The sequence below is a fragment of the Streptomyces sp. NPDC104313 genome, from assembly GCF_055583985.1.
On sequence record NZ_JBVJMW010000012.1, the window covers coordinates 33,936 to 58,069 of the forward strand.

Annotated in this window: 22 protein-coding genes and 1 pseudogene; 11 read left to right on the forward strand and 12 right to left on the reverse strand. The window is 71.8% G+C overall.

Features of this window, described 5'->3' with window-relative positions; genetic code table 11:
• Positions 1 to 109: 109 nt before the first annotated feature.
• Complete coding sequence (locus ACZ60Q_RS25530; protein WP_469638988.1) at positions 110 to 1,060, reverse strand: Rossmann-like and DUF2520 domain-containing protein; 951 nt, start codon at positions 1,058 to 1,060, stop codon at positions 110 to 112.
• 179 nt (positions 1,061 to 1,239) lie between these two features.
• Between ACZ60Q_RS25530 and ACZ60Q_RS25535 the strand changes: the two are divergent.
• Together ACZ60Q_RS25535 and ACZ60Q_RS25540 are read left to right on the forward strand one after the other, a co-directional pair.
• Positions 1,240 to 1,635: pseudogene (locus tag ACZ60Q_RS25535) on the forward strand (threonine aldolase); the annotation flags it as partial.
• Between the two features lie 323 nt (positions 1,636 to 1,958).
• Entirely contained in the window at positions 1,959 to 3,071 is a 1,113-nt protein-coding gene (locus ACZ60Q_RS25540; protein WP_469639545.1) for a DUF5937 family protein, read from the forward strand.
• A 172-nt stretch (positions 3,072 to 3,243) separates the two neighbouring features.
• Here the strand turns inward: ACZ60Q_RS25540 and ACZ60Q_RS25545 are convergent, their stop codons facing one another.
• Together ACZ60Q_RS25545 and ACZ60Q_RS25550 are read right to left on the reverse strand one after the other, a co-directional pair.
• On the reverse strand, positions 3,244 to 3,924 hold the full coding sequence (locus tag ACZ60Q_RS25545) for a response regulator transcription factor (protein WP_469638991.1): 681 nt from the start codon (positions 3,922 to 3,924) through the stop codon (positions 3,244 to 3,246).
• 73 nt (positions 3,925 to 3,997) lie between these two features.
• Positions 3,998 to 5,200, reverse strand: a complete 1,203-nt coding sequence (locus tag ACZ60Q_RS25550) for a sensor histidine kinase (RefSeq protein ID WP_469638994.1) — start codon at positions 5,198 to 5,200, stop codon at positions 3,998 to 4,000.
• A gap of 96 nt (positions 5,201 to 5,296) precedes the next feature.
• On the opposite strand from ACZ60Q_RS25550, the gene ACZ60Q_RS25555 reads away from it, so the two are divergent.
• Entirely contained in the window at positions 5,297 to 6,301 is a 1,005-nt protein-coding gene (locus ACZ60Q_RS25555; RefSeq protein ID WP_469638997.1) for an SAM-dependent methyltransferase, read from the forward strand.
• A gap of 51 nt (positions 6,302 to 6,352) precedes the next feature.
• Positions 6,353 to 7,495 (forward strand): NADH-quinone oxidoreductase subunit D, encoded by a 1,143-nt coding sequence (locus ACZ60Q_RS25560; RefSeq protein ID WP_469639000.1) that lies wholly within the window; start codon positions 6,353 to 6,355, stop codon positions 7,493 to 7,495.
• Positions 7,496 to 7,579: 84 nt separating this feature from the next.
• Here the strand turns inward: ACZ60Q_RS25560 and ACZ60Q_RS25565 are convergent, their stop codons facing one another.
• From ACZ60Q_RS25565 to ACZ60Q_RS25580, 4 genes are all read right to left on the reverse strand, one after another.
• On the reverse strand, positions 7,580 to 8,686 hold the full coding sequence (locus ACZ60Q_RS25565; RefSeq protein WP_469639003.1) for a hypothetical protein: 1,107 nt from the start codon (positions 8,684 to 8,686) through the stop codon (positions 7,580 to 7,582).
• Positions 8,687 to 8,827: 141 nt separating this feature from the next.
• Positions 8,828 to 9,799: an ABC transporter substrate-binding protein gene (locus ACZ60Q_RS25570; protein ID WP_469639005.1), complete on the reverse strand. Its 972-nt coding sequence runs from the start codon at positions 9,797 to 9,799 to the stop codon at positions 8,828 to 8,830.
• Positions 9,800 to 9,930: 131 nt separating this feature from the next.
• Positions 9,931 to 10,605, reverse strand: a complete 675-nt coding sequence (locus ACZ60Q_RS25575; RefSeq protein WP_469639008.1) for an ABC transporter permease — start codon at positions 10,603 to 10,605, stop codon at positions 9,931 to 9,933.
• Between the two features lie 2 nt (positions 10,606 to 10,607).
• The gene (locus ACZ60Q_RS25580) at positions 10,608 to 11,378 is read right to left on the reverse strand and encodes an ABC transporter permease (RefSeq protein ID WP_469639011.1); all 771 of its coding nucleotides are present in this window, start codon (positions 11,376 to 11,378) and stop codon (positions 10,608 to 10,610) included.
• A gap of 221 nt (positions 11,379 to 11,599) precedes the next feature.
• On the opposite strand from ACZ60Q_RS25580, the gene ACZ60Q_RS25585 reads away from it, so the two are divergent.
• The 7 genes from ACZ60Q_RS25585 (at position 11,600) to ACZ60Q_RS25615 (ending at position 17,615) form a co-directional block, all read left to right on the forward strand.
• Entirely contained in the window at positions 11,600 to 12,805 is a 1,206-nt protein-coding gene (locus ACZ60Q_RS25585) for an ABC transporter ATP-binding protein (RefSeq protein WP_469639014.1), read from the forward strand.
• A gap of 232 nt (positions 12,806 to 13,037) precedes the next feature.
• Entirely contained in the window at positions 13,038 to 14,525 is a 1,488-nt protein-coding gene (locus tag ACZ60Q_RS25590; protein ID WP_469639017.1) for a phosphatidylglycerol lysyltransferase domain-containing protein, read from the forward strand.
• A gap of 38 nt (positions 14,526 to 14,563) precedes the next feature.
• Positions 14,564 to 15,424, forward strand: coding sequence for a dihydropteroate synthase (gene folP, locus ACZ60Q_RS25595; RefSeq protein ID WP_469639020.1), 861 nt, complete (start codon positions 14,564 to 14,566; stop codon positions 15,422 to 15,424).
• Positions 15,421 to 15,894: a nuclear transport factor 2 family protein gene (locus tag ACZ60Q_RS25600; protein ID WP_469639023.1), complete on the forward strand. Its 474-nt coding sequence runs from the start codon at positions 15,421 to 15,423 to the stop codon at positions 15,892 to 15,894. Before folP ends, ACZ60Q_RS25600 begins: the two co-directional genes overlap by 4 nt.
• Before the next feature lie 190 nt (positions 15,895 to 16,084).
• Positions 16,085 to 16,444, forward strand: coding sequence for a dihydroneopterin aldolase (gene folB, locus ACZ60Q_RS25605; protein WP_003968268.1), 360 nt, complete (start codon positions 16,085 to 16,087; stop codon positions 16,442 to 16,444).
• Entirely contained in the window at positions 16,441 to 17,052 is a 612-nt protein-coding gene (gene folK / locus ACZ60Q_RS25610; RefSeq protein WP_469639027.1) for a 2-amino-4-hydroxy-6-hydroxymethyldihydropteridine diphosphokinase, read from the forward strand. The genes folB and folK overlap by 4 nt, the downstream gene beginning before the upstream one ends.
• Positions 17,053 to 17,126: 74 nt before the next feature.
• Positions 17,127 to 17,615: a DUF3180 domain-containing protein gene (locus ACZ60Q_RS25615; protein ID WP_469639030.1), complete on the forward strand. Its 489-nt coding sequence runs from the start codon at positions 17,127 to 17,129 to the stop codon at positions 17,613 to 17,615.
• A 412-nt stretch (positions 17,616 to 18,027) separates the two neighbouring features.
• Here the strand turns inward: ACZ60Q_RS25615 and folE are convergent, their stop codons facing one another.
• The 5 genes from folE to ACZ60Q_RS25640 form a co-directional block, all read right to left on the reverse strand.
• Complete coding sequence (folE, locus tag ACZ60Q_RS25620) at positions 18,028 to 18,633, reverse strand: GTP cyclohydrolase I FolE (RefSeq protein WP_469639033.1); 606 nt, start codon at positions 18,631 to 18,633, stop codon at positions 18,028 to 18,030.
• A gap of 163 nt (positions 18,634 to 18,796) precedes the next feature.
• On the reverse strand, positions 18,797 to 20,842 hold the full coding sequence (gene ftsH / locus ACZ60Q_RS25625) for an ATP-dependent zinc metalloprotease FtsH (protein WP_469639036.1): 2,046 nt from the start codon (positions 20,840 to 20,842) through the stop codon (positions 18,797 to 18,799).
• A 194-nt stretch (positions 20,843 to 21,036) separates the two neighbouring features.
• A complete protein-coding gene (gene hpt, locus ACZ60Q_RS25630) occupies positions 21,037 to 21,576 on the reverse strand; it encodes a hypoxanthine phosphoribosyltransferase (protein WP_069756216.1) in 540 nt (179 codons plus the stop codon).
• A gap of 98 nt (positions 21,577 to 21,674) precedes the next feature.
• Positions 21,675 to 22,799 carry a tRNA lysidine(34) synthetase TilS gene (gene tilS, locus ACZ60Q_RS25635; RefSeq protein WP_469639039.1) on the reverse strand — a complete coding sequence of 375 codons (1,125 nt, stop codon included), beginning with the start codon at positions 22,797 to 22,799 and terminating at the stop codon, positions 21,675 to 21,677.
• 187 nt (positions 22,800 to 22,986) lie between these two features.
• Positions 22,987 to 24,123 carry a zinc-dependent metalloprotease gene (locus ACZ60Q_RS25640; RefSeq protein WP_469639042.1) on the reverse strand — a complete coding sequence of 379 codons (1,137 nt, stop codon included), beginning with the start codon at positions 24,121 to 24,123 and terminating at the stop codon, positions 22,987 to 22,989.
• Between the last annotated feature and the right edge of the window lie 11 nt (positions 24,124 to 24,134).

Here is a 24,134-nt window from a genome sequence, read left to right on the forward strand (position 1 = left end):
GTCTCCCCCGGTCCGGCACAGCCGGTGATCGTCTTCGGGGCTCTCCCGGATCCCGTACAGCCGATGATCGTCATCGGGCAGCCCCCGGATCCCGTACAGCCGGTCATCGTCATCGGGCAGCCCCCGGCCCGGGGCCGCCGGGGCGGCGCTCCTGGTCGGCCAGGACGACGAGGAGGTCCTCGGCCAGCTCGGCCTTGAGCAGGCCGTGGGCGAGCGCCCGGTCGGCCGTGGCGCGGGCCATCGCGATGTATCCGGCCACCGCCTGCGGGGCGTGCTCGCGCAGTTCGCCGATGTGGGCGGCGACCGTGCCCGCGTCACCCCGGGCGACCGGGCCGGTCAGCGCGGCGTCGCCGGAGCGCAGGGCGTTGTCCAGGGCCGCGCCGAGCAGCGGGCCGAGCATCCGGTCGGGGGCGGTGACTCCGGCCTCGGCCAGCAGCTCCATCGACTGGGCGACCAGGGTGACCAGGTGGTTGGCGCCGAGGGCGAGGGCCGCGTGGTAGAGCGGGCGGGACTCCTCGGCGATCCACTCGGGCTCGCCACCCATCTCGATGACCAGGGCCTCCGCGGCGAGCCGCAGCTCCTCGGGGGCGGTGACGCCGAAGGAGCAGCCCGCGAGCCGCTGGACGTCGACGGCCGTGCCGGTGAACGTCATCGCGGGATGCAGCGCGAGCGGCAGGGCCCCGGCCCGCAGCGCGGGGTCCAGCACCCGCGCCCCGTACCGCCCGGAAGTGTGGACGAGCAGTTGGCCGGGGCGTACGGCGCCGGTCTCCGCGAGGCCTTCGACCAGCGTGGGCAGCACATCGTCGGGGACGGTCAGGAGCACCAGCTCGGCACGGGCCAGCACCTCGGCGGGCTCCACCAGGGGCACGTCGGGGAGCAGCGCCGCGGCGCGGCGGCGGGAGGCGTCGGAGACTCCGGACACGGCGACCGGGCGGTGCCCGGCGAGCTGGAGCGACGCGGCGAGGGCGGGCCCGACCCGGCCCGCGCCGACGACACCGACCGTGAGCCGGGCGGGGCGGTCCCTCGCGTCGAGGGGTTCCTTCGAAACTGGTGCGTTCACGGGGCGATGGCCTTCCGTTCCAGTCCGCAGCGGGTACCGGACGATTTCTCTGCATGCTACGCCAGCGTTTCGGCGGAGCTCATCCGCCGCCCACAGCCTGTGGATAACCTTCCGCACCGGACGCCGGCCGTGCGGATATCAACGGGCGCGCCGCCCGGCCTCCGGGCGATGATCGTCCCATGGTGAGCACGGATGAGCAGGAGCGGCGGCGGCGCAGGCTGACCGCGTGGCGGGCGTCGCGGCGGACGCTGGCCCGGGTGAGCGCGGACGGCACGCTGGGCGAGCGGCTGGCGGCGCCGGCCGCCGACGCCCCTTCCGTGCACGATCCGCGGGACTGGACCGATGTGTACGGGGGCGGGGTCGTCGCCGATCTGGAGCGGCGGGTGGCCGGGCTGCTGGGCATGGAGGCGGCGGCCTTCTTCCCCACCGGGATGGCCCAGCAGATCGCGCTGCGGTGTTGGGCGGGGAGTACGGGGACCGCGACGGTGGCGCTGCACCCCCTGTCCCACCCGGAGCTGCACGAGGGCGGGGCGCTGGGGTCGGTGAGCGGGCTGCGCACGGTGCGTCCGGCGTCGGCGGCCTTGTCGCGCGGCCGGGCCCCCGGTGTCAGGGTTCCGTCCTCAGACGCCGGACGGGCCGGTGTCGCCGGACCGGCGCTTCGACGGGTTCGTCAGCCGGTGCCGGTACAGGTCGCGCAGGACGGAGCGGTCGTGCCGGCCCGGCGGCGGGGGCGCGGGTTCCGACAGCCGGGCCGCGCGGTAGGTGTCGAGCAGGTGCTGCTGGATGGCGTCCATACGGACAGCCTGCGCAGGTCACGGCGGTGCCGTCGCGTTGATTGACGGCCCCCGTCAAACGGGACGACGGCCCGCCCGCGTACCCGCACTATGGAGGGGTGAGCGTGCACATAGACATCGCGGGCCTGCCCGCCGACCGCATCGTATTCGCGACCTCTCCCCTGGCCGAGCTGGGCCTCGCCCTGCACGCGCTCTCCGAGCCCGGACACCATCCGGGGCTGCACGGCTGGGCCACCGCGACCTCGACGGCCCTGGAGCCCGATCTCGCGGACCGGCTGCTGGAGGCGGAGTTCCTCTGGCGGAACACCTTCTCCGACGTGTTCATGCCGTTCTCCGGGATCCGGGGCGGCGAGGGCACGACCGGGGCGACCCTTGCCGAGGACCTGGACCTGCTGGAGCGACTGGACGACGAGCGGTTCGTCGCCGCGGCCCTGGAGTTCACCTGCGCCAGTCACTACGGGGCCGGGTCGCCGTCACCCCTGGACGACGCCGGGATGCGGGGCCGCGCCCTGGACCTGGCGGCGGCGCGTGGCCCGCAGCAGATGGAGTTCACCCGGCGGCTGCTGGCCGACCCCGCCTCCGTACGCGGCTGGATCCGGCGGCTCTTCGAGGACTGCGACCAGGCGTTCTTCGCCGACACCTGGCGCCGGGTCTCGGTCCAGCTGGTCGCCGACGCCCGGCACAAGACGGAGCTGCTGCGGCGCAAGGGCCTGGCCGACGCGGTCGGGGCGGTGTCGGCCGCCGTGACACTGGAGGAGGACGCGGGCCGGATCAGCATCGACAAGCTGTCCGAGGGCCGGACCACCGCCGTCGACCCGGGCGTCGGCCGGGGCCTGACGCTCATCCCGACCAGCTTCGGCTGGCCGCATCTGATGGTGCTGCACGCCCCGGGCTGGCGGCCGGTGATCCACTACCCGGTCCACCTGCCCGACCTGCCGGCGCCCGCCTCCGTGGAACTGCTCCAGCTGCGTCTGGAGGCGCTGGCCCACCCGATGCGGATGCGGCTCTGCCGCAACCTGGCCCGCTCCCCCTACACCACCGGCGAGCTGGCCGACTCCAACGGCATCACCTCACCCGAGGTCTCCCGCCATCTGTCCATGCTCAAGAAGGCCGGTCTGGTCACGACGCGCCGCCGCGGCCGCTACGTCCTGCACCAGCTGGACCTGACGGTCGTCGCCCGGCTCGGCAGCGACTTCCTGGAGGGCGTCCTGCGCTGAGCCGGTGGCTGCGGCGGACCTGGACGGGTCCGGTACAGCCCGAAGCCGATGTGCCCGGGGTCGCGGACCATGCTGCCGGGGGCCGCCGGTGCGGCTCGTACGCCGTCCGCGTCCTGCCCGCCCCCGAACGGTCCGTCGGTCCACAGCAGCGTGCCCGCGGCCGGTCCCGTCCTCAGCCCGCGCCGCCGCCGGCCCGGACCAGGCCGGTCTCGTAGGCGAGGACGACGACCTGGACCCGGTCGCGGAGGTTCAGCTTGGTGAGGATGCGGCCGACGTGCGTCTTGACCGTGGCCTCGGAGAGCACGAGCCGGGCCGCGATCTCCCCGTTCGACAGTCCCTGGGCGACCAGGAGCATGACTTCCCGTTCCCGCCCGGTGAGCTTGCCGATGTGCTTGTTCTTCGGCTCCTTGTCACCGCTGGGCAGCATCGGCGAGAAGCGGTCGAGCAGCCGGCGGGTGGTGGACGGGGCGACGACCGCGTCTCCGCTGTGCACCGAACGGATCGCGGCGAGCAGCTCGGCGGGCGGCACGTCCTTGAGCATGAAGCCGCTGGCCCCCGCCTTCAGCCCGGAGAAGGCGTACTCGTCAAGGTCGAAGGTGGTCAGGATGAGGACCTTCGGCGGGTCCTGCTGCGCGCAGATGCGGCGGGTCGCCTCGACGCCGTCCAACCGGGGCATACGGACGTCCATCAGCACCACGTCGACAGCGGTGGACCGCAGGATCTCGATCGCCTCCGCCCCGTCCCCGGCCTCGGCCACGACCTCCATGTCGGGCTGGGCGGCGAGCACCATCCGGAAACCGGTCCGCAGCAGCACCTGGTCGTCGACGAGCATCACGCGGATGGCCGTGGTCATGGGGATCGTGTCCTGTCCTGGTTCGGTCGTGGAAGGGGGGCGGCGGCGGGGTCGAAGGGGCGTGGCCGCCGGGTCAGCCCGGGGGCTTGAGCGGCAGCAGGGCGCTGATCCGGAATCCGCCGCCGGGCCGGGGCCCCGCGTCCAGGGTGCCGCCGACCATGCCGACCCGCTCCCGCATCCCGATCATCCCGTGCCCGGCGCCGTCCGCGCCGCCGTCCGCGTACAGCTCGTGCGCCGCGCCCCGGCCGTCGTCCTCGATCAGCAGTCCGAGGCCGTCGTCGAAGTAGACCAGCCGGACGCTGGCCCCGGCGTCGGGTCCGCCGTGCTTGCGGGTGTTCGTCAGGGCCTCCTGGACGACGCGGTACGCGGTCAGCTCCACGCCGCTGGGCAGTGGGCGGGGCGTGCCCTCCACCTTGAAGTCGACCACCAGGCCGGTCTGCCGCACCTGCGCGACCAGGTCCTCGATCTGCTCCACATCGGGCTGGGGGACGTACTCCCCGCTCTCCGGGGCGTCACCGGTCCGCAGCACCCCGAGCAGCCGCCGCATCTCCGCGAGCGCCTGGCGGCCGGTGCTGGAGATGGTCTCCAGGGCCTGACGGGCCTGGTCGGGAGCGGCGTCCATGACATAGGCGGCGCCGTCGGCCTGGACGACCATCACGGACACGTTGTGCGCGACGACGTCGTGCAGCTCGCGGGCGATCCGGGCCCGCTCGGCGGCGACCGCGACCTTCGACTGCGCCTCGCGTTCCCGCTCCAGGCGGGCGGCACGCTCCTCCAGCTGGTCGAAGTAGGCCCGCCGGGTCCGCAGCGAGTCCCCGAGCACCCAGGCCAGCACGAACGGCACGGTCATGATGATCGTCACGAAAATCGCCTGAGGCCAGGACGAGCCGGGCTGGGCCTCCCACCGCAGCTGGGACAGGGTCGCCGCGCTCAGGCTGCAGACCAGGGCGAGCCGGGACGCCCAGCGCTCCCCGACCGTGGCGACGGTGTAGGTGATCACCAGCATCGCGAAGTTCCCGATGCCGGGCCGGACGTCGAACACCAGTTGCACGACGCCCACCAGGATGGCGAGCAGCAGCATCTTCTCCGGGGCTCTGCGGCGCAGCGCCACCACCGCGGAGAGCCCCAGCACCACCGGAACGGCGACGATCTCCTCGCGCCCCGCGTCGTACATGCCCGACGCCATCGACACGCCGGAGAGCCCGAGGAGGAAGACGGCCCAGAAGACGTCGACGCCCGTCGGGTGGCTGCGGATGAAAGCGTAAAGGCGTTGCACGTAGCCCAGCGTAAGGACAGCGGATCGGTGCCCGGGTCAACCGGAGGGCCGATCCGGGTCCTGGGACCGTACTCCCCAAGGTGGAGACTTGCCTACGTGATGGACGAGTGGCGCGGGTGGCGGGAGGCGGCTCAGGCCGCTCTGTACGGAGATGGGGGCTTTTATCGCAGCCCGCTGCGGAGCCCGGAGGGACCGGCGGGCCACTTCCGCACATCGGTCCACGCCTCGCCCCTCTTCGCGGCGGCGGTGGCCCGGCTGCTGACCGGAATCGCCCGGGAGCTGGACACCCGCACCGTCGCGCTGGTCGACGTCGGGGCGGGGCGGGGCGAACTGCTGACCGGGGTGCTGGCCGCGCTGGCCGCACTGCCGGAAGGACCGGACGTGACCCCGTACGCCGTCGAGATCGCGGACCGGCCCCCGGGCCTGGACCCCCGGATCGAGTGGTGCGCCGAACCTCCCGCGGGGGTCACCGGGCTGCTGTTCGCCAACGAGTGGCTGGACAACGTTCCGGCCGAGGTGGCGGAGGCGGACGCGGACGGCGTCCCCCGGTACGTCCAGGTGCGGACCTCGGACGGCGCGGAGCGCCTCGGCACTCCGGTGAGCGGGGCGGACGCGGCGTGGCTGGAGCGCTGGTGGCCGCTGACCGCGCCGGGCGAGCGGGCGGAGATCGGCCGTCCCCGGGACGCGGCCTGGGCACGAGCGGCCGGCTCCCTCGCCGCCGGTCTCGCGGTGGCGGTGGACTACGCCCATGTACGGGGCGCCCGGCCGCCCTTCGGGACGCTGACCGGCTTCCGGGGCGGGCGCGAGGTGCGTCCGGTGCCGGACGGCTCCTGCGACCTGACCGCCCACGTGGCGCTGGACGCCTGCGCGGCGGCGGCCGGGCACGCGAACGCCGAGCTGACCGACCAGCGGGCGGTGCTGCACCGGCTGGGCGTCGGCGGCGACCGGCCGCCGCTGAGCCTGGCCGCGACCGATCCCACAGGCTATGTACGGGCGCTGGCGGCCGCGGGCGAGGCGGCGGAGCTGACGGCCCGCGGCGGTCTCGGCGACTTCGGCTGGCTGCTGCACCGGGTGGGGCCGGTGCGGCCGGATCGCGGGTGACCCCTGCCGCGGGTCGGCGTCAGGGGGCGGCGTCAGGGAATACTGGCCCGCATGACGGAGACGACGATCGGCATCGGCGGAGCGGCGGAGAGCACCGACATGGTGCTGAACATCGGTCCCCAGCACCCCTCGACGCACGGGGTCCTCCGGCTGCGGATCGTGCTGGACGGCGAGCGCGTGCGGCACGCCGAGCCGGTCATCGGCTATATGCACCGGGGCGCGGAGAAGCTCTTCGAGGCACGCGACTACCGGCAGATCATCATGCTCGCCAACCGCCATGACTGGCTCTCCGCGTTCTCGAACGAGCTGGGCGTGGTGATGGCCGTCGAGCGGATGCTCGGTATGGAGGTCCCCGAGCGCGCGGTGTGGACGCGGACGCTGCTCGCCGAGCTGAACCGGGTCCTCAACCACCTGATGTTCCTCGGCTCCTACCCCCTCGAACTCGGCGGCATCACCCCGGTCTTCCACGCCTTCCGGGAGCGCGAGGAGCTCCAGGCGGTGATGGAGGAGGTCTCCGGCGGGCGGATGCACTACATGTTCAACCGGGTCGGCGGGCTCAAGGAGGACGTCCCGGCGGGCTGGGCAGGCCGGGTCCGTGACGCCGTCGCCTCCGTCCGCTCCCGCATGGACGTGTACGAGAACCTCGTCCTCGGCAACGAGATCTTCCGGGGCCGTACGCGCGACGTGGGCGTGCTGTCCGCCGCCGCGGTGCACGCGTACGGGGTGTCGGGGCCGATCGCGCGCGCCTCGGGCGTCGACTTCGACCTGCGGCGCGACGAGCCGTATCTCGCGTACGGGGAGCTCCAGGACGCCCTGAGGGTCGTCACCCGGGCCGAGGGCGACTGTCTGGCCCGCTTCGAGTGCCTGCTGGAGCAGACACTCAACTCCCTGGACCTGGCGGACGCCTGCCTGGACCGGATGGCCCACCTGGCGCCGGGGCCGATCAACCAGCGGCTGCCCAAGGTGCTCAAGGCGCCCGAGGGCCACACCTACGCCTGGACGGAGAACCCACTCGGCGTCAACGGCTACTACCTGGTGTCCAAGGGCGAGAAGACGCCCTACCGGCTGAAGCTTCGCTCCGCCTCGTTCAACAACATCCAGGCGCTCACCGAGCTGCTGCCGGGCACCCTGGTCGCCGACATGGTGGCGATCCTGGGCTCGCTGTTCTTCGTCGTCGGCGACATCGACAAGTAGACCGACAGGCAAGGGGCCTGGGGCTTTCTCGCAGGAGACCGCGCCCCCTCAGGAGACCGCGCCCCCTCAGGAAGCCGCGCCCCCTCAGGAAGCCGCGCCGCGCAGCTCCGCCACCTCGATCTGCTCCGTCTCGTCGTGCGCGGTGAGGTCGATGACCTTGCCGACGGCCCGGTTGTCGACGGCTCCCGTGCGGTGGGCGGCGAGCGCCTCCTCGCCGACGACGTCCGCGAGGTCCTCGTTCTGCACGGACTCGATCACGGCGTTCGCCTTCTCGGCGTTCTCAGCATTCTGAGCGTTTTCGGCGTTCTGAGCCTTCTCGGCGTTCTCGGCACCGAAGAAGTCGAAGTTGCCCTGGGGGGCCAGGTGGCGGCGCGCGGCGTGCGGGACGACGGCCGAGGCGGCCGGAATCGCGCGCGGCACGGGCACCGGCGTCATGGCGGCCGGGGCCTTCACGCTCGGGAGCGCGGGGGCGGGCAGGGGGGTGGCGGGGCGGCGGTGCTGGTGGTCCCGGTGCTCGCCCATCCCGAGGGCCGCCGCGTGCTTCCCCCGCGGGCTCTCCGCCTCGGTGTCCCGGTGCCGGTCGTCGACGGCCGCCTGCCGCCGCCGGACCGCCTCCACCGTCCGACGGGTCTCCTGGAGCGCCGCGTTGCGCGTGAGGTTCATCAGGGCCTCGTCCGCGCGCCGGTACGACTCGGGGGTCGGCGTGGACCGCGCGGGCAGCAGCTCCTTGGGGGCCGCGGCCTCGATGGCGAGCTGCCTGCGGCCCTCCAGCGCGCTGGCCCGCTCGGTCTCGGCGTTGGCGTAGCGGCGCAGCAGTCCGGCGTGCTCCCCGCGCAGTCCCGCGAGCTCGACACGTTTGCGGCGGAGCTTGGTCTCCAGACGGGTGCGCAGCTCGCGCGACTCCTCCAGATCCTGCTCCAGCTCGGCTATCCGCTCCTCGGCCCGCCATGCGTCACTGGCGCGGGCCCGGGTCAGCTCGGCGACCCGCAGCCCCGCAGCCCGGTCCCAGCTGCGCATCAGATACGCGCCGGTGACGGCGGCGGCGGCCACGGCGGCCACCAGGCCCCGCAGGACCAGGGGTTCGGCCAGGAGCCAGGCGCCGGCGGCACCGACGACCGAGACTCCCGCCACCACGGAGGGGGGCAGGATTCTGTGGAGGGGCGGCGAATGGCGGTGGCGTCCACGTGGCATGGCCTGAAATTTACCGTGTGCACGGACCGCTTGGGGGGCCGCCCGGCAATCTGTTCCCCGCCGGTTACCTCGCGGCCCCCCAAAGGCGCTCCACCCGGCTCTTTTCTCCGTGATCGAGCGCTGCTGCTCCGTGATCGAGCGCTACTTCTTGATCAGGTCCTTCGACTCCAGATACCGCTTGGCCACATCGGCCGGCTTGGCGCGCTCGGCGTCGACCTTCCGGTTCAACTCGGCGAGATCTTCCGTGGTGAGCGTGGAAGTGAGCTTGCCGAGGGCGTCGGCGATCTCCGGCGCGCCCGCGTCCGCGGCATTCAGAACGGGAAGGACGTTGTCCGCGTTCTGAAGCTTCTTGTCGTCCTCCAGGAACACCAGGCCGTCCAGCACCGCGTCCGTAGTGGTCGTCAGGACCAGCTGGACCTTGCCGTCGCGGACGGCCTGCTTGGACTGCGGGGTGCCGACGCCCTTGGGGTCGATACCGGTGACGTCGATGCCGTACGTCTTCTTCAGACCGGGTGCGCAGAACGGCCGCACCTCGCACTCGTCGCCCGCCGCGATCTTGACCTTGATCTTCGACTTCCCCAGATCGGAAAGCGTCGTGAGGTTGTTCTTCTCGGCGAATTCCTTCGAGACCGCGAAGGCGTTCTGGTCGACGGCCTTCCCCGCCGGGAGGACCTTGAGGCCCAGCGGCTCGGCGAGCTTCTCCAGAGCGGCCACCGTGGCGGCGGCGTCCCCGGAGGCCACAGGCTCGGCCTGGGCCTCCTTCGCTCCGTTGACCTTGGCGTTGAGGAATTCGGCGATGGTGGCGGCGTACTCCGGTACGACGTCGATCTCGCCCTTCTCCAGCGAGGGCTCGTAAAGCTCACGGTTCTTCACCGTGGTGATCGAGGTGCTGTATCCGGCGTCGCCCAGGATCTGCGCGTACAGCTCGGCGAGCACCTTGGACTCGGTGAACGAGGCCGAGCCGACGACCAGGGAGCCCTTCTCCCCATCGCCGGCCGAGGCACCCGGGCCGGCCTTCTCCTTCTCCAGGCTGTCGCCGCCGCAGGCTGCGAGCGACCCGGCCAGCGCCACCATGCCGACGACCGCTCCAGCTATCCGCGAGGTCCTGCTCATATGCGTTGTTCTCCGTCCGAACAGAAGAAAAGTGACCAGATGAAAGTGATCCGGAGGAAGTGATCCGGAAGACGGTGATGCGGAAGAAGAAGGTGATGCGGACGTAGGTGATGCGGAAGAAGGGCCTGCGCTCACGCGGGTCGACGGCGGCGCAGGGGTGACAACAACCGGTCCAAGCCCACCAGCACCCCTTCCACCAGCAGGGCGAGGCCGGCTACCAGGACAGCGCCCGCGAAGACCTGGGCGGTGTCGTAGGTGTTGAACCCGGCGGTGATGATCCGGCCGAGACCACCGAGGCCCACCATCGCGGCGATCGACGCGGTGGCCACGACCTGGACGGCGGCGGACCGCAGCCCGGTCATGATCATCGGATAGGCGAGCGGCAGCTCGACCCGGACGAAGAGCTGCCCGCCCGACATCCCCATGCCGCGCGCCGCCTCCACCACGGCCCGGTCCACCTCTCGCATGCCGACGTAGGCGTTGGTGAGCAGCGGCGGCACCGCGAACAGCACCAGCGCGATGATCGTGGGCCAATACCCCGCATTACGCAGGGGCGTGACCATGAACAGGGCGAGCACCGCGAAGACCGGGACGGCCCGCCCCACGTTGGAGATGTTCACCGCGAGCGCACCACCCCTGCGGATGTGCCCCAGATACAGGGCGAGCGGCAGGGCTGTCGCGCAGGCCACCGCGAGCGCGACCCCGCTCACGTACAGATGCTCGCCGAGCCGGTGCGCGGCCCCGCCGTCGCCCGACCAGTTGGCCCCGGTCGTCAGCCAGGTCCAGGCATCGCCGATGACTCCCACGGTCAGCCCGCCTCCGCCTTCGCCGGGGCGGGCAGGCCCGCCGGTCCGCCCGGATCGGTGCGCCTGTCCCCGGCCGTCCCTGGCGTCCCGGCCGTACGGGACGCCCCGGGTATCCGGGTCCAGGGCGTCAGCAGCCGCTGGAGGCCGAGCAGCAGCAGGTCCGCCGCCACCGCGAGCAGCACGCACAGGACCGAGGCGGCGAGCACCTGGGCCTTGAAGAAGCTGGGCAGCGCGTCCTCGATGAGATTGCCGAGGCCCCCCTTGCCGACGAGCGAGCCGACCGTGGTCAGCGCGACCGTCGACACGGTGGCTATCCGCAGCCCCGCCATCACCGCGGGCAGCGCCAGCGGTAGCTCCACCTCCCACAGCAGCCGCGCCGGCCCGTATCCCATACCGCGGGCGGCGTCCCGGGCCTCCTCGGGCACCGCTTCGAGCCCGGCCAGGATGTTGCGTACGAGGATGGTCAGCGAATAGAGCACCAGGCCCGTGACGACGAGCGCGGCCGACAGCCCGAACAGGGGCAGCAGCAGCGAGAACATGGCCAGCGAGGGCACGGTGTAGAGCACGGTCGTCAGCCCGAGCACCGGCCCGGCGAAACGCCGGCCCCGGCGGGCGAGCAGCGCAAGCGGAAAGGCGACCGCGAGCCCGATCAGCACCGAGACCACCGTGATACCGATGTGCTGCACGGTCGCGTCGGTCAACTCCTGGCTGCGGGAGCGCAGATACTCCCCGCAGACCCAGTCGTTCGTCACCAGGCAGTTCTGCTCGGCCATCCGCTCCCCACCTCCTGCTTTCCCTCGTCGTCCCGGATCCCGTCGCCCCGGATCCCGTCGCCCCGGATCCCCTCGCCCCGCGTCTCCGCCGGATCGAACCGGGGCGTGTTTCGGAGCACGACCTGGTGATGGGCGAGCCTATCCTCGACCACTGACAATCGCGGAGGCTGTCGCATTCCGGCAACATGCCCTTCACGGAACGCCCTCCACAATGGGGAACCATGATCCGTTTCGAGCACGTCACCAAGCGGTACGCCGACGGCACCACCGCCGTCGACGACCTTTCCTTCGAGGTCGCCGAGGGTGAACTGGTCACGCTCGTCGGACCTTCCGGTTGCGGCAAGACGACCACCATGAAGATGGTGAACCGGCTGATCGAACCGACCGAGGGCGGGATATTCCTCGACGGGGACGACATATCCACCATCGATCCCGTCCGGCTGCGCCGCCGAATCGGCTATGTGATCCAGCAGGTGGGACTCTTCCCGCACAGGACGGTGCTGGAGAACACCGCGACCGTTCCCCATCTGCTGGGCTGGAAGCGCGGAAAGGGACGCGAGCGCGCCGCCGAACTCCTCGACCTCGTCGGGCTCGACCCCTCCGTTTATGGCGGCCGCTATCCGGAACAGCTTTCCGGCGGCCAGCGCCAACGCGTGGGCGTGGCACGCGCACTGGCCGCCGATCCACCCGTTCTCCTGATGGACGAGCCTTTCGGGGCGGTCGATCCGGTCGTCCGCGAACACCTCCAGAACGAATTCCTGAAACTCCAGGCCCAGGTGCGCAAGACCGTGCTGTTCGTCACGCACGACATCGAGGAGGCCGTCCGGCTCGGCGACCGGATCGCCGTCTACGGTCAGGGCCGCATCGAGCAGTTCGACTCCCCCGCCACCGTGCTCGGAGCCCCCGCGACCCCGTATGTGGCCGACTTCGTCGGGGCGGACCGCGGGCTCAAGCGGCTCTCGGTGACGCCCATCGAGGAGAGCGACCTCGACCAGCCGCCGGTCGTCCACCTCGACGACCCGCTGGCCACGGCCACCGAACGGCTCAGGTCCCAGGGCTCGCGCTGGGCGGTCGTCCTGGACGGCCGGGACAACCTCCACGGCTGGATCCCCACCGACGCGACGGCCGGCACGGCGACCGGCGGCGCATCGGCCACCGCCAAGGGCACCGTCCGCGAACACGCCCGCCGGATGGAGGCCTGGCTTCCGCTCGGCGCGCCCCTCAAGCAGGCCTTCGCCACCATGCTCCAGCACGACGCGGGCTGGATCGCCGTCATCGACAAGGAGAGTGAGGGCCGCTTCCTCGGCGTGCTGACCCCCGCCCGGCTGCACGAGGCGCTGCGCCGCTCCATCGACGCGGACGCCCAGGACGTGCCGCGCACCGAGGTCGCCGTGGAGTCGGTCGCGACGATCACCCGGGCCACCTGACCGGGGGCGGTGTCCGCGCGCCGACCGAGGCACCCGGCCGACCGCCGGAACGACTGCCCTGATGAGACCCCATGAGCGTGCTCCCTCCGTACGTCCTTACGGGGGCCTGATGCGGGAAATTTCCGGAATATGGGTGAACCCGCGCCCCACAACCCACGTCCTAGAGGGCGCACATCGTCCGTGGGCTCCAGCCGGCGGACTCCGGGAGTCTCTCGCGAAGCCACGGGAAGCGATGTCTGTCACGCCAGATGGGGATGGTTCGGTGTCGGTTCCGCAGCGCGTCCGCCGGTTGCTCCACGGGCCGCGCCCCGAATCCGTACCGGCGCTCGTCGGCAGCGCCTGCACCGTCGTCGGGCTGATCGACGTCGCCGCCGGGGTCTTCCCCCGCTTCCGGCACAGCCGGACGCACACCCTCGCCGAGGTGCTCCCCGGGACGCTCGACCCGTTCGCCGCCGCGCTCTCGCTCAGCGCGGGCATGCTGCTGCTCCTGCTCGCGCACGGGCTGAAGCGGCACAAGCGGCGGGCCTGGCGCGCTGCGGTGATCCTGCTGCCCGCGGGGGCCGTGGCCCAGTTCGCGTACCGCCACTCGGTCGTCGGGGTGCTCGTCCCCCTGGCCCTCTGCTGGCTGCTGGTGCGCCACCGGGACCAGTTCCGGGCGCTGCCCGACCCCCGCAGCCGCTGGCGCGCACTCGCCAACTTCGTCCTGCTCGGGGCCGGTTCGCTGGGGCTCGGGCTGATCATCGTGAGCGTCCACCCCGGCCGGGTCGTCGGCGACCCGGCCATCGCCGACCGCCTCCAGCACGTGCTGTACGGCCTGTTCGGCGTCGGAGGGCCCGTCGACTACGCCGGGCGCACCGACTGGACCGTGGCCTACTCGCTGGGAGCGCTCGGCCTGCTCACCGCCCTCACCACCCTCTACCTCGCCTGCCGCCCCGGACACCCGGCCGCCCGCCTCACCGAGGAGGACGAGAGCCGGCTGCGGGCCCTGCTGGAGCGGCACGGCGGCCGGGACTCGCCCGGCCACTTCGCGCTCCGCCGCGACAAGGGCGTCGTCTTCTCCCCCAGCGGCAAGGCCGCCGTCCGCTACCGGGTCGTCTCCGGGGTGATGGTGGCCGACGGCGACCCCATCGGCGATGTGGAGGCCTGGCCGGGCGCGATCGAACGCTTCATGGACGAGGCGCAGGCGCGCTCCTGGACCCCCGCGGTGACGGGCTGCAGCGAGAGCGGCGGCCAGGTCTGGACCCGCGAGACCGGACTCACCGCCCTGGAGCCGGGCGACGGGGCGGTGGTGGACGTCGCGGATTTCTCCCTCGCCGGACGGGCCATGCGGAACGTGCGTCAGATGGTCGAGCGCATCGAACGCAACGGCTACGGGACCCGGGTCCGGCGGGCACATGACATCGGCGACACCGAACTGGACCCCATCCGCCGCGCTGTCTCCGACCGGATGCGGGCGGAAGGCTTCGTGGACCTCTCGCCGCCCCGCCCGTTCCGCCCCCGCCGCCCACGCCCGTGCGGCCACACGCGACCCAAGCGCCCAGGAGCACGAGGTACGCGCGGCGTGGCAGGCGACGGGACGGGCCAAGGGCTGCCCCGTCATCCCCGGCGGGCGCACGACGACAGCTACGGCACCCCGCCGCGTTGCCGGAACGCCCGAATACATCCAGGGTGCGCACGCCCCTCCGTCTCGCGATGCACCGCACCTGGCGCCGGGCTCTGATCCACCAGGGACTACGGGACAGCCCTTAGGCTGGCGGTATGAGTACGACACGCACGCGGGGCACGGTCACAGGGCTGCCGGAGTGGGACCGCTGCGCGGTCATGGGCGTCGTCAACGTGACGCCCGACTCCTTCTCCGACGGCGGCCGCTGGTTCGACACCACCGCCGCGGTCAAGCACGGTCTGCACCTGGTGTCCGAGGGCGCGGACCTGGTGGACGTGGGCGGTGAGTCGACCCGTCCCGGCGCCAGCCGGGTGGACGAGGCCGAGGAACTGCGCCGGGTCGTCCCGGTCGTGCGGGGACTGGCCTCCGAGGGCGTCACCGTCTCCGTGGACACCATGCGCGCCCGCGTCGCCGAGCAGGCCGTCACCGCCGGGGCCGCCCTGGTCAACGACGTCAGCGGCGGCCTGGCCGACCCGGACATGATCCCGGCCGTCGCCGCCGCCGAGGTCCCGTTCGTCGTGATGCACTGGCGCGGCTCCAGCGAGTCGATGAACAGCCGGGCGGTGTACGAGGACGTGGTCGCCGAGGTCCTCGACGAGCTGCGGCAGCGGATGGACGCGGTGATCGCGGGCGGCGTCGCCCCCGAGCGCATCGTGATCGACCCCGGCCTCGGCTTCGCGAAGGACGCCGCCCACGACCTGTCGCTCGTCGCGCACCTGGCCGGCCTGCACACCCTGGGCCGTCCGCTGCTGGTGGCCGCCTCCCGCAAACGTTTCCTCGGGCACGTCCTGGCCGGGCCCGGCTCGGCCCCGCCGCCCGCCCGCGAACGCGACGCGGCGACCGCGGCCGTCTCCGCGCTGTCCGCGTCGGCCGGGGCCTGGGCGGTCCGGGTCCACGAGGTACGGGCCACCGCCGACGCCGTCCGCGTCGCCCGCGCGGTCGAGGGAGCCGCGTGAACGAGGAGCACGCACAGGCCGCCGCCGACATCGCGGGGGTCGAGGCGGCCAACACCGCCTTCTACGAGGCGCTGGAACGCGGCGACCACGACGAGCTCTCCGCCCGGTGGCTGCCGGGCGAGGACCTCACCGTCTCCTGTGTCCACCCCGGCTGGCCGGTGCTCACGGGCCGCGGCGAGGTGCTGCGGAGCTACGCCCTGATCATGGCGAACACCGAGTACATCCAGTTCTTCCTCACCGACGTCAACATCGCGATGACCGGCGACACCGCTCTGGTCACCTGCACCGAGAACATCCTCAGCGGCGGACCGGCCGAGGAGGGCAACGCGCTGGGCCCGCTCGTGGGCCAGCTGGTCGTCGCCACGAACGTCTTCCGGCGCACCGCCGACGGCTGGAAACTCTGGTCCCACCACGGGTCGCCCGTCCTGACCGAATCCGATGAGGACGACGACGAGGAAACACCCTCCTGAGTGGGTACGGGACCAGGAGGGATTGGAACCGATGACCCCGGGGTATGGGCGGCTACCAGCCCGGTGCGGCGCTGCCCTTGGCCCCCACGGGCGAGCACGGTCGGTGCTCGCAGGTAGATTCGAAGGAAGGCACCTCGCCGCCCGCACGCGGCCGGGTGCCTCTCGACCAACGACAGCAGGAGTGATTCGCGTGGATCGTGTCGCGCTGCGCGGCCTCAAGGCCCGTGGGCACCACGGGGTCTTCCCCCGGGAGCGGGAAGAGGGCCAGACCTTCATCGTCGACCTGGTGCTCGGCCTCGACACCCGCCCCGCGGCAGCCACCGACGACCTGGCCCGCACCGTGCACTACGGCGTGGTGGCCGAGGAGGTCGTCGATGTGGTGACCGGCGAACCGGTCGATCTGATCGAGACGCTCGCCGAGCGCATCGCCCAGCAGTGCCTGAAGCACGAAGGCGTCCAGGAGGTCGAGGTCGTGGTGCACAAGCCGGACGCACCGATCACCGTCCCCTTCGACGACGTGACCATCACCATCACCCGGAGCCGAGCATGACTGCGTTTTCCACCGAAGGGCAGAGCGACCCGACCGTACAACCGGTTCCGACCGCCGTCGTCCGGCAGGTGGACGCCGCCGACGTCACGCTCTCCAACCCCAAGATGGCCGTGATCTCCCTCGGCTCCAACCTGGGCAACCGGCTGGAGACCCTCCAGGGGGCCGTCGACGCCCTGGAGGACACCCCGGGCCTCCGGGTCAAGGCCGTCTCCCCGGTCTACGAGACGGAGCCCTGGGGCGTCGAGGCGGATTCCCAGCCCTCGTACTTCAACGCCGTCATCCTCGTGAAGACGACACTGCCCCCCGCCTCCCTGCTGGAGCGCGGCCAGGCCGTCGAGGAAGCCTTCGACCGGGTCCGCGAGGAGCGCTGGGGTCCCCGCACCATCGACGTCGACATCGTGGCGTACGCCGACGTCATCTCCGACGACCCGGTGCTCACGCTCCCCCACCCGCGCGCCCAGGAGCGGGCCTTCGTCCTCGCCCCCTGGCACGACATCGACCCCGAGGCCCAGCTGCCCGGTGCCGGCCCGGTGGCCCAGCTCCTCGGCGAGATCGGCCGCGACGGCGTCCTGCCCCGCGCCGACCTGGAACTGCGCCTGCCGGAGTAATCGTTAGGCTCGACGGACGGTGGTCCGGCGCACGGCCGGACCGGGCACAGGCGGCGCGAAGGGCGGCTCACTCGGTGAAGCAACTACGGCTCGGGGTACTGGCGGGCCTCTTCGCCGCCGCCGGTGTCCTCTCCTGGGGCGGGGCCCGCCTCTGGGACTCCCTCGGCACCCTGCCGGGCGTCCCGCTGGCCGCGTCGATCGTGCTCGCCGTGATCGCGGCGATCCTCCTCGCGACCGCCCTCTCCACCCGCACCCGCCTCCGCGCCCAGCGCGAGCGCCGCCCCGGCGCCAAGGGCGTCGAGCCCCTCTTCGCGGCCCGTGCGGTCGTTTTCGGCCAGGCGAGCGCCCTGGTCGCCGCCCTGATCGCCGGAATGTACGGCGGCATCGGCGTCTTCCTCCTGAGCTATCTCGACATCCCGCCCCGCCGCGACCAGGCCATCTACGCGGGCGCGGCGGTGGTGGCCGGCATCGCGGTCATCGCGGCCGCGCTCTTCCTGGAACGCGTCTGCCGCCTCCCGGAGGCCGGCAACGACCACGACGGCACGGGGGCGGCGGCCGCTTAGAGCGGCGGTCCGGGCCCGCCCTGCCCCGCCTCCCGCACCAGGCGCCCGTTGACAGGGAAGGTCGGGTGCGGCCCGAGCCGGTGACCGTACGGGGTGAACGGCTCGCCCGGCGCGGCACGGGCCGCACGGTCGCTTGTCCCACCCGGGACCTGAGCCGCTCGCGGCAGGGCCTGCGGTCGTGGTCCAGGCGACGGTCCGGCCTGCGGCGTCCTCGGCGCGGCAGGCCGCAACCGTCCGGGGTGATCAGCGGGAGGCGGGCGGCCACCATGAACGCCACGTGACCGGTGACGGCCGCCACGGCCGCGCGTTCCTCGGCCCGCTCACCATCCCGGGCCGAGGAACGTATCGGGCACCACTGGCAGAGCGGGCCGAGGGAGTGCAGGAGGTCCGGCGGATCAGGGCCGGACGCCCCTCAGCGGGCCAGTATCAGGCTCATCGCCTCGGCGCGGGTGGAGGCGTCGCGCAGCTGCCCCCGCACGGCCGAGGTGGTCGTCTTCGCACCCGGCTTGCGGATGCCCCGCACCGACATGCACATGTGCTCCGCCTCGATCACCACGATCGCGCCGCGCGCCTCCAGGATGCGCATGAGCGAGTCCGCCACCTGTGTGGTGAGGCGCTCCTGCACCTGGGGCCTGCGGGCGAAGACGTCCACCAGCCGGGCCAGCTTCGACAGGCCGGTGATCTTGCCGCTGTCGGCCGGGATGTAGCCGACGTGTGCGACACCGTGGAAGGGCAGGAGGTGGTGTTCGCAGAGAGACATGATCTCGATGTCCTTCACCAGGACCATCTCGTCATGCCCAAGGTCGAACGTGGTGGTCAGGACATCCTCGGGCTCCTGGCGGAGGCCCGCCAGTATCTCCTTGTACGCCCGCGCCACCCGCCCCGGGGTCTCTCGCAGGCCCTCGCGGTCCGGGTCCTCCCCGACGGCGATCAGCAGCTCGCGTACGGCCGCCTCGGCCCGCTTCTCGTCGAATTCGCCGATCGAACTCTGGCCGTCCAGCGTCACCGGGTCGGTCATCTGTGCCTCGTTCCTCTGTGCTGTCCCGTGCGCGGGTTCGCGCTCAGACCTCGCAGGCATACGGAAAGCCGCGCCCCCACAGGCTAAAACCTGGGGGGCGCGGCATCCATTCCGGGACCGGTTCGGCCCCCGTGACGGGGGTCTCACCGGCATCGGTCCGGGACTAGCTTTCGGGACGCTCCTCGGTGGACGGGGCGACGTCCTTCGTCAGGTCCGTCGGGGCGATCTCCGGCGGGGTGGCCGAACCGTTGGCGATGGATGCGCCATTGGTGAGGGCCAGCTCCTTGGGAGAGAGCACCGGGGGCCGCGTCGACGGGGTGCGTCGGGCGGATCCGGTCCATGCCGGTCGGGCGGGACGCCTGACGAGCGGGGCGAAGATCTCCGCGATCTCGTCCTTGCCCAGCGTCTCCTTCTCCAGCAGTTCGAGCACCAGGGCGTCGAGGATGTCGCGGTTCTCGACGAGGATCTCCCACGCGTCGTTGTGGGCGGTCTCGATGAGCTTCTTGACCTCCTCGTCGACCAGTGCCGCGACCTCTTCCGAATAGTCGCGCTGATGGCCCATCTCGCGGCCCAGGAAGGGCTCCGCGTTGTCGCTGCCGAACTTGATCGCGCCGAGGCGCTCCGTCATGCCGTACTGCGTGACCATCGCGCGGGCCGTCGCCGTGGCCTTCTCGATGTCGTTCGAAGCGCCGGTGGTCGGGTCGTGGAAGACCAGCTCCTCGGCCGCACGCCCGCCCAGCATGTACGCCAGCTGGTCGAGCATCTCGTTGCGGGTCGTGGAGTACTTGTCCTCCTCCGGGAGCACCATCGTGTAACCGAGGGCGCGACCGCGGGAGAGGATCGTGATCTTGTGGACCGGGTCCGACTGGGGGGAGGCCGCCGCGACCAGGGCGTGTCCGCCCTCGTGGTACGCGGTGATCTTCTTTTCCTTCTCGGACATGATCCGGGTCCGCTTCTGCGGGCCCGCCACGACGCGGTCGATGGCCTCGTCGAGGCTCTCGTTGTCGATGAGCTTCTTGTTGCTGCGCGCCGTCAGGAGCGCGGCCTCGTTGAGCACGTTCGACAGGTCGGCGCCGGTGAAGCCGGGCGTGCGTCGGGCGACGGCGCCGAGGTCGACGTCCTCCGCCACGGGCTTGCCCTTCTGGTGCACCTTGAGGATCTCCAGGCGTCCCTGCATGTCCGGGCGGTCGACCGCGATCTGCCGGTCGAAGCGTCCCGGACGCAGCAGCGCCGGGTCGAGGATGTCCGGGCGGTTCGTGGCGGCGATCAGGATGACGCCGCCCTTCACGTCGAACCCGTCCATCTCGACGAGCAGTTGGTTGAGCGTCTGCTCGCGCTCGTCGTGACCGCCGCCCATGCCGGCGCCGCGGTGGCGGCCGACGGCGTCGATCTCGTCGACGAAGACGATCGCCGGGGCGTTCGCCTTGGCCTGTTCGAAGAGGTCACGCACTCGGGAGGCGCCGACGCCGACGAACATCTCGACGAAGTCGGACCCGGAGATCGAGTAGAACGGCACGCCCGCTTCGCCGGCGACGGCGCGTGCGAGCAGCGTCTTGCCCGTACCGGGCGGCCCGTAGAGCAGGACGCCCTTGGGGATCTTGGCGCCGACGGCCTGGAACTTCGCCGGCTCCTGGAGGAACTCCTTGATCTCGTGGAGTTCTTCGACCGCCTCGTCGGATCCCGCCACATCGGAGAAGGTCGTCTTGGGGGTGTCCTTGGTGATCAGCTTGGCCTTGGACTTGCCGAACTGCATGACCTTGGAACCGCCGCCCTGCATCTGATTCATCAGAAACAGGAAGACGACCACGATGAGGACGAAGGGCAGCAGCGAGAGGAGGATCGAGACGAACGGGGACTGCTTCGACGGCGAGACGGTGTAACCCTTGTCGATGTCACCCGCCTCGAACTTCGACTGCAGCGTGTCGGCGAGCTCGACGCCCTGGTTGCCGATGTAGCTCGCCTGGAACTTGCTGCCGGACTCGCCTGCGAGCTTCTGGCCCTTCTTCAGCTCGATCTTGAGGATTTGTTCGTCACCGGTGGTCAGCTTGGCCTGCTCCACCTGGTCCTTGCTGATCGCCTGGATCACCTTGCCGGTGTCCACCGTCTTGTAGCCGCCGGACGAGCCGACGACCTGCATCAACACGACCACGGCGAGGACGGCCAGCACGATCCACATGACGGGCCCACGGAAGTATCGCTTCACGTCCATCCATACGGAGCGAAGACGCCCCGTCCCTCCTGCCCGTAGGTAAATGCTGCTGTGAGAGCTGCTATGAGAAAAGACTGTTCTTCGGACGGTACCCCAGCATCGTCACCCGCGACTGCCGGGTACGACGGAGAAACCTGCTTTCGCAGCTTCAACGGCCCGAGGGCGGTGAGGGTTCCCCGGCGGGTCGGCCGGGGTCAGCCGCCGTAGACGTGCGGGGCGAGTGTGCCGACGAAGGGCAGGTTGCGGTACTTCTCCGCGTAGTCCAGCCCGTAGCCGACGACGAACTCGTTGGGGATGTCGAAACCGATCCACTTCACATCGATCGCGACCTTCGCGGCATCCGGCTTGCGCAGCAGGGTGCAGACCTCCAGCGAGGCCGGTTCCCGGGAGCCCAGGTTGGACAGCAGCCAGGACAGCGTCAGACCGGAGTCGATGATGTCCTCGACGATCAGGACGTGCTTGCCCTTGATGTCGGTGTCGAGGTCCTTGAGGATCCGGACGACACCGGAGGACTGGGTGCCGGCCCCGTACGAGGAGACGGCCATCCAGTCCATCGTGACGGGGGTGGACAGCGCGCGCGCCAGGTCCGCCATGACCATCACCGCGCCCTTGAGGACGCCGACGATGAGCAGGTCCCTGCCCGCGTACTCCGCGTCGATCTTCGCGGCCAGCTCGACGAGCTTCGCGTCGATCTCTTCCTTGGTGAGGAGCACCGACTGAAGGTCGGTACCCATGTCCTTCTCGTTCACCCACGTCTCTTTCTCTGCCTGCCGGCCCGGGAAAGTGCCCCGGGCCGGGCCGGCTGTTCGCCTGCACTTCAGCCGCTTGCGCGTCAGCTCTGCCGAATGACCAGTCTGCCACTCTGCCGTACGGCCTCGACGCGGCCGGGCAGGTTGATGGCCCGCTGGCCGCGCCAGCCGGTGATCAGACGGTCGACTTCTTCGAGGTGCCGGGCGAAGAGGGAGCCGGCGGGCGCCCCGGCCTCGATCAGTGCGCGGCGCAGCACCCGGCGGCGTACCGCGGGCGGCAGGACGTAGAGCTTGGCGCACTCCAGACGGCCGGTCTCGTCGCGAACGGACAGCTCTGCCTCGGCGGCCCAGGTGTCCAGGGCGTCGGCGTCGTCGCGGGAGAGCTGGGCGGTACGGGCGAGGGCTTCGACGACGCCTTTGCCGAGCGCCTTCTCCAGGGCGGGCAGGCCTTCGTGGCGGAGCCGGGAGCGGGTGTAGGCGGGGTCGATGTTGTGCGGGTCGTCCCAGACGGGCAGCGACTGGACCATGCAGGCCTTGCGGACGGTCTGCCGGTCGAGCTGGAGGAAGGGGCGGCGGTAGCGTCCGGCCGGTCCGGAGGCCGCGGCCATACCGGAGAGCGAGCGGATGCCGGAGCCGCGGGCGAGGCCGAGGAGAACCGTCTCGGCCTGGTCGTCGCGGGTGTGGCCGAGCAGGACGGCGGCGGCGCCGTGGCGTTCGACGGCGGCGTCCAGCGCGGCGTAGCGGGCGTCGCGGGCGGCGGCCTCGGGGCCGCCCTCGCGTCCGACGTGCACGGCGAGGGCCTCGACGGGGTCGAGGTCCATGGCGGTGAGCCGGGTGACGACCTCGACGGCGCGGAGACCGGATCCCGGCTGAAGGTTGTGGTCGACGGTGATGCCGCCGGCCCGGACGGAGAGTTTGCGGGCCTCGAACGCGAGGGCTGAGGCGAGCGCCATGGAGTCGGCGCCGCCGGAGCAGGCGACGAGGACGAGCGGGGTGTCGGGCCGGTCGGGGAGTGCGGGCCGGTCGGGGAGAGCGGCCCTGCCCGCGGCGCCGGCCTCGGCGTAGCGGGAGCGGGCGGCGCGCGCGGGGCGCCTCGCCGCGTCGGCGGGCCGGTCGTGGTCGGCGTGCCGGTGGAATTCGGTCAGTACGTCGTGGAGTACGCGGCGGACCGCCAGGCGTATCGCCGCGACCGCAGGATGGGGACCCATGTCCGGTGCCCTTCGTGGAGTTCGGGAGGAGCGTCGAGCGCCGGAACGCGTGAGTCCCGTCACTCAGAGTGCGTCGATGGTGACAGAGGCAAGCTGTCCATCGAGCATTGCACGCCTTCCCATGCCTCCATGGTCCCTCGGATGGGTGATTGGAGGGCCAAATATGCGCCTGCGGCCGGGCTGATGGTCAGGATGCGGACTTACGGTGCACCCGTGCGACCCAGTCGGCGGGCTTGGCGATCTCGGCTTTGGTCGGGAGGGTGTTCGGTGAGGTCCAGACGCGGTTGAAGCCGTCCATGCCGACCTCTTCGACGACCGATCGTACGAACTTCTCGCCGTCCTTGTACTGCCGGAGCTTGGCGTCCAGGCCGAGGAGCTTGCGCAGGGCCTGGTCGAGGCGGCCGGCGCCCTGGGCCCGGCGCCGCTGGAACTTCTCCCGGATCTCGGAGACGGAGCCGACGACGTCGGGGCCCACGCCGTCCATCACGAAGTCCGCGTGTCCTTCGAGGAGGGACATGACGGCGGTGAGGCGGCCGAGCACTTCGCGCTGGGCGGGGGGCTGGACGATGTCGACGAGGCTCCGGCCGCCGTCCTCGCCCTGTTCGCCCTCGGGCCGTCCGGCGCCGGAGAGGGACTGGGCGGCTTCGCGGAGGCGTTCCAGGAAGGTCACCGGGTCGACGTCGGTCTCGTCGAGGAACGTCTGGATCTCGCCCCGGAGGTGGTCGCGGAGCCAGGGCACACCGGTGAACTGGGTGCGGTGGGTCTCCTCGTGGAGGGCGACCCAGAGCCGGAAGTCGTGCGGGTCGACGTCCAGCTCGCGTTCGACGTGGACGATGTTGGGGGCGACGAGGAGCAGCCGGCCTCCGCCGTTGGCGGAGGCCGGCAGGTCTCTGGTGGCCGGGGCGAACGTCTCGTACTGGCCGAGGACCCGGGAGGCGAGGAAGGAGAGCAGCATGCCGAGCTCCACGCCGGTGACCTTGCCGCCGACCGCGCCGAGGACGGCGCCGCCGGGTCCGCCGGAGCGGCGGCTCTCCATCTTGGCGAGCAGGGGGCGGAGCAGTTCGCGGAAGCCGGCGACGTTGGCCCTGATCCAGCCGGCCCGGTCGACGACGAGGACGGGGGTGTCCTCGGGTTCGGTCCCCTCGGGGATCATCCGGGTGAAGAGCCGGACGTGTTCCTCCGAGGCCTTGGCATGCCGCCGGAGCTCCGCGACGACGGCGCGGGCCTCCTCGCGGCTGATGTCGGGGCCGGGCCGGACCAGTCGGGTCGCGGTCGCCACCGCGAGATTCCAGTCGACCATCTGGGCACCACCGACGCTCGTCATGCGTCAACCGT

Coding starts and splice junctions, on each gene's coding strand:
- ACZ60Q_RS25545 (WP_469638991.1), bottom strand. CDS start 3,924: ATGACCACGGCCATCCGCGTGATGCTCGTCGACGACCAGGTGCTGCTG.
- ACZ60Q_RS25560 (WP_469639000.1), top strand. CDS start 6,353: ATGACGGAGACGACGATCGGCATCGGCGGAGCGGCGGAGAGCACCGAC.
- ACZ60Q_RS25565 (WP_469639003.1), bottom strand. CDS start 8,686: ATGCCACGTGGACGCCACCGCCATTCGCCGCCCCTCCACAGAATCCTG.
- ACZ60Q_RS25570 (WP_469639005.1), bottom strand. CDS start 9,799: ATGAGCAGGACCTCGCGGATAGCTGGAGCGGTCGTCGGCATGGTGGCG.
- ACZ60Q_RS25580 (WP_469639011.1), bottom strand. CDS start 11,378: ATGGCCGAGCAGAACTGCCTGGTGACGAACGACTGGGTCTGCGGGGAG.
- ACZ60Q_RS25585 (WP_469639014.1), top strand. CDS start 11,600: ATGATCCGTTTCGAGCACGTCACCAAGCGGTACGCCGACGGCACCACC.
- ACZ60Q_RS25590 (WP_469639017.1), top strand. CDS start 13,038: ATGTCTGTCACGCCAGATGGGGATGGTTCGGTGTCGGTTCCGCAGCGC.
- folP (WP_469639020.1), top strand. CDS start 14,564: ATGAGTACGACACGCACGCGGGGCACGGTCACAGGGCTGCCGGAGTGG.
- folK (WP_469639027.1), top strand. CDS start 16,441: ATGACTGCGTTTTCCACCGAAGGGCAGAGCGACCCGACCGTACAACCG.
- folE (WP_469639033.1), bottom strand. CDS start 18,633: ATGACCGACCCGGTGACGCTGGACGGCCAGAGTTCGATCGGCGAATTC.
- ftsH (WP_469639036.1), bottom strand. CDS start 20,842: ATGGACGTGAAGCGATACTTCCGTGGGCCCGTCATGTGGATCGTGCTG.
- hpt (WP_069756216.1), bottom strand. CDS start 21,576: ATGGGTACCGACCTTCAGTCGGTGCTCCTCACCAAGGAAGAGATCGAC.
- tilS (WP_469639039.1), bottom strand. CDS start 22,799: ATGGGTCCCCATCCTGCGGTCGCGGCGATACGCCTGGCGGTCCGCCGC.
- ACZ60Q_RS25640 (WP_469639042.1), bottom strand. CDS start 24,123: ATGACGAGCGTCGGTGGTGCCCAGATGGTCGACTGGAATCTCGCGGTG.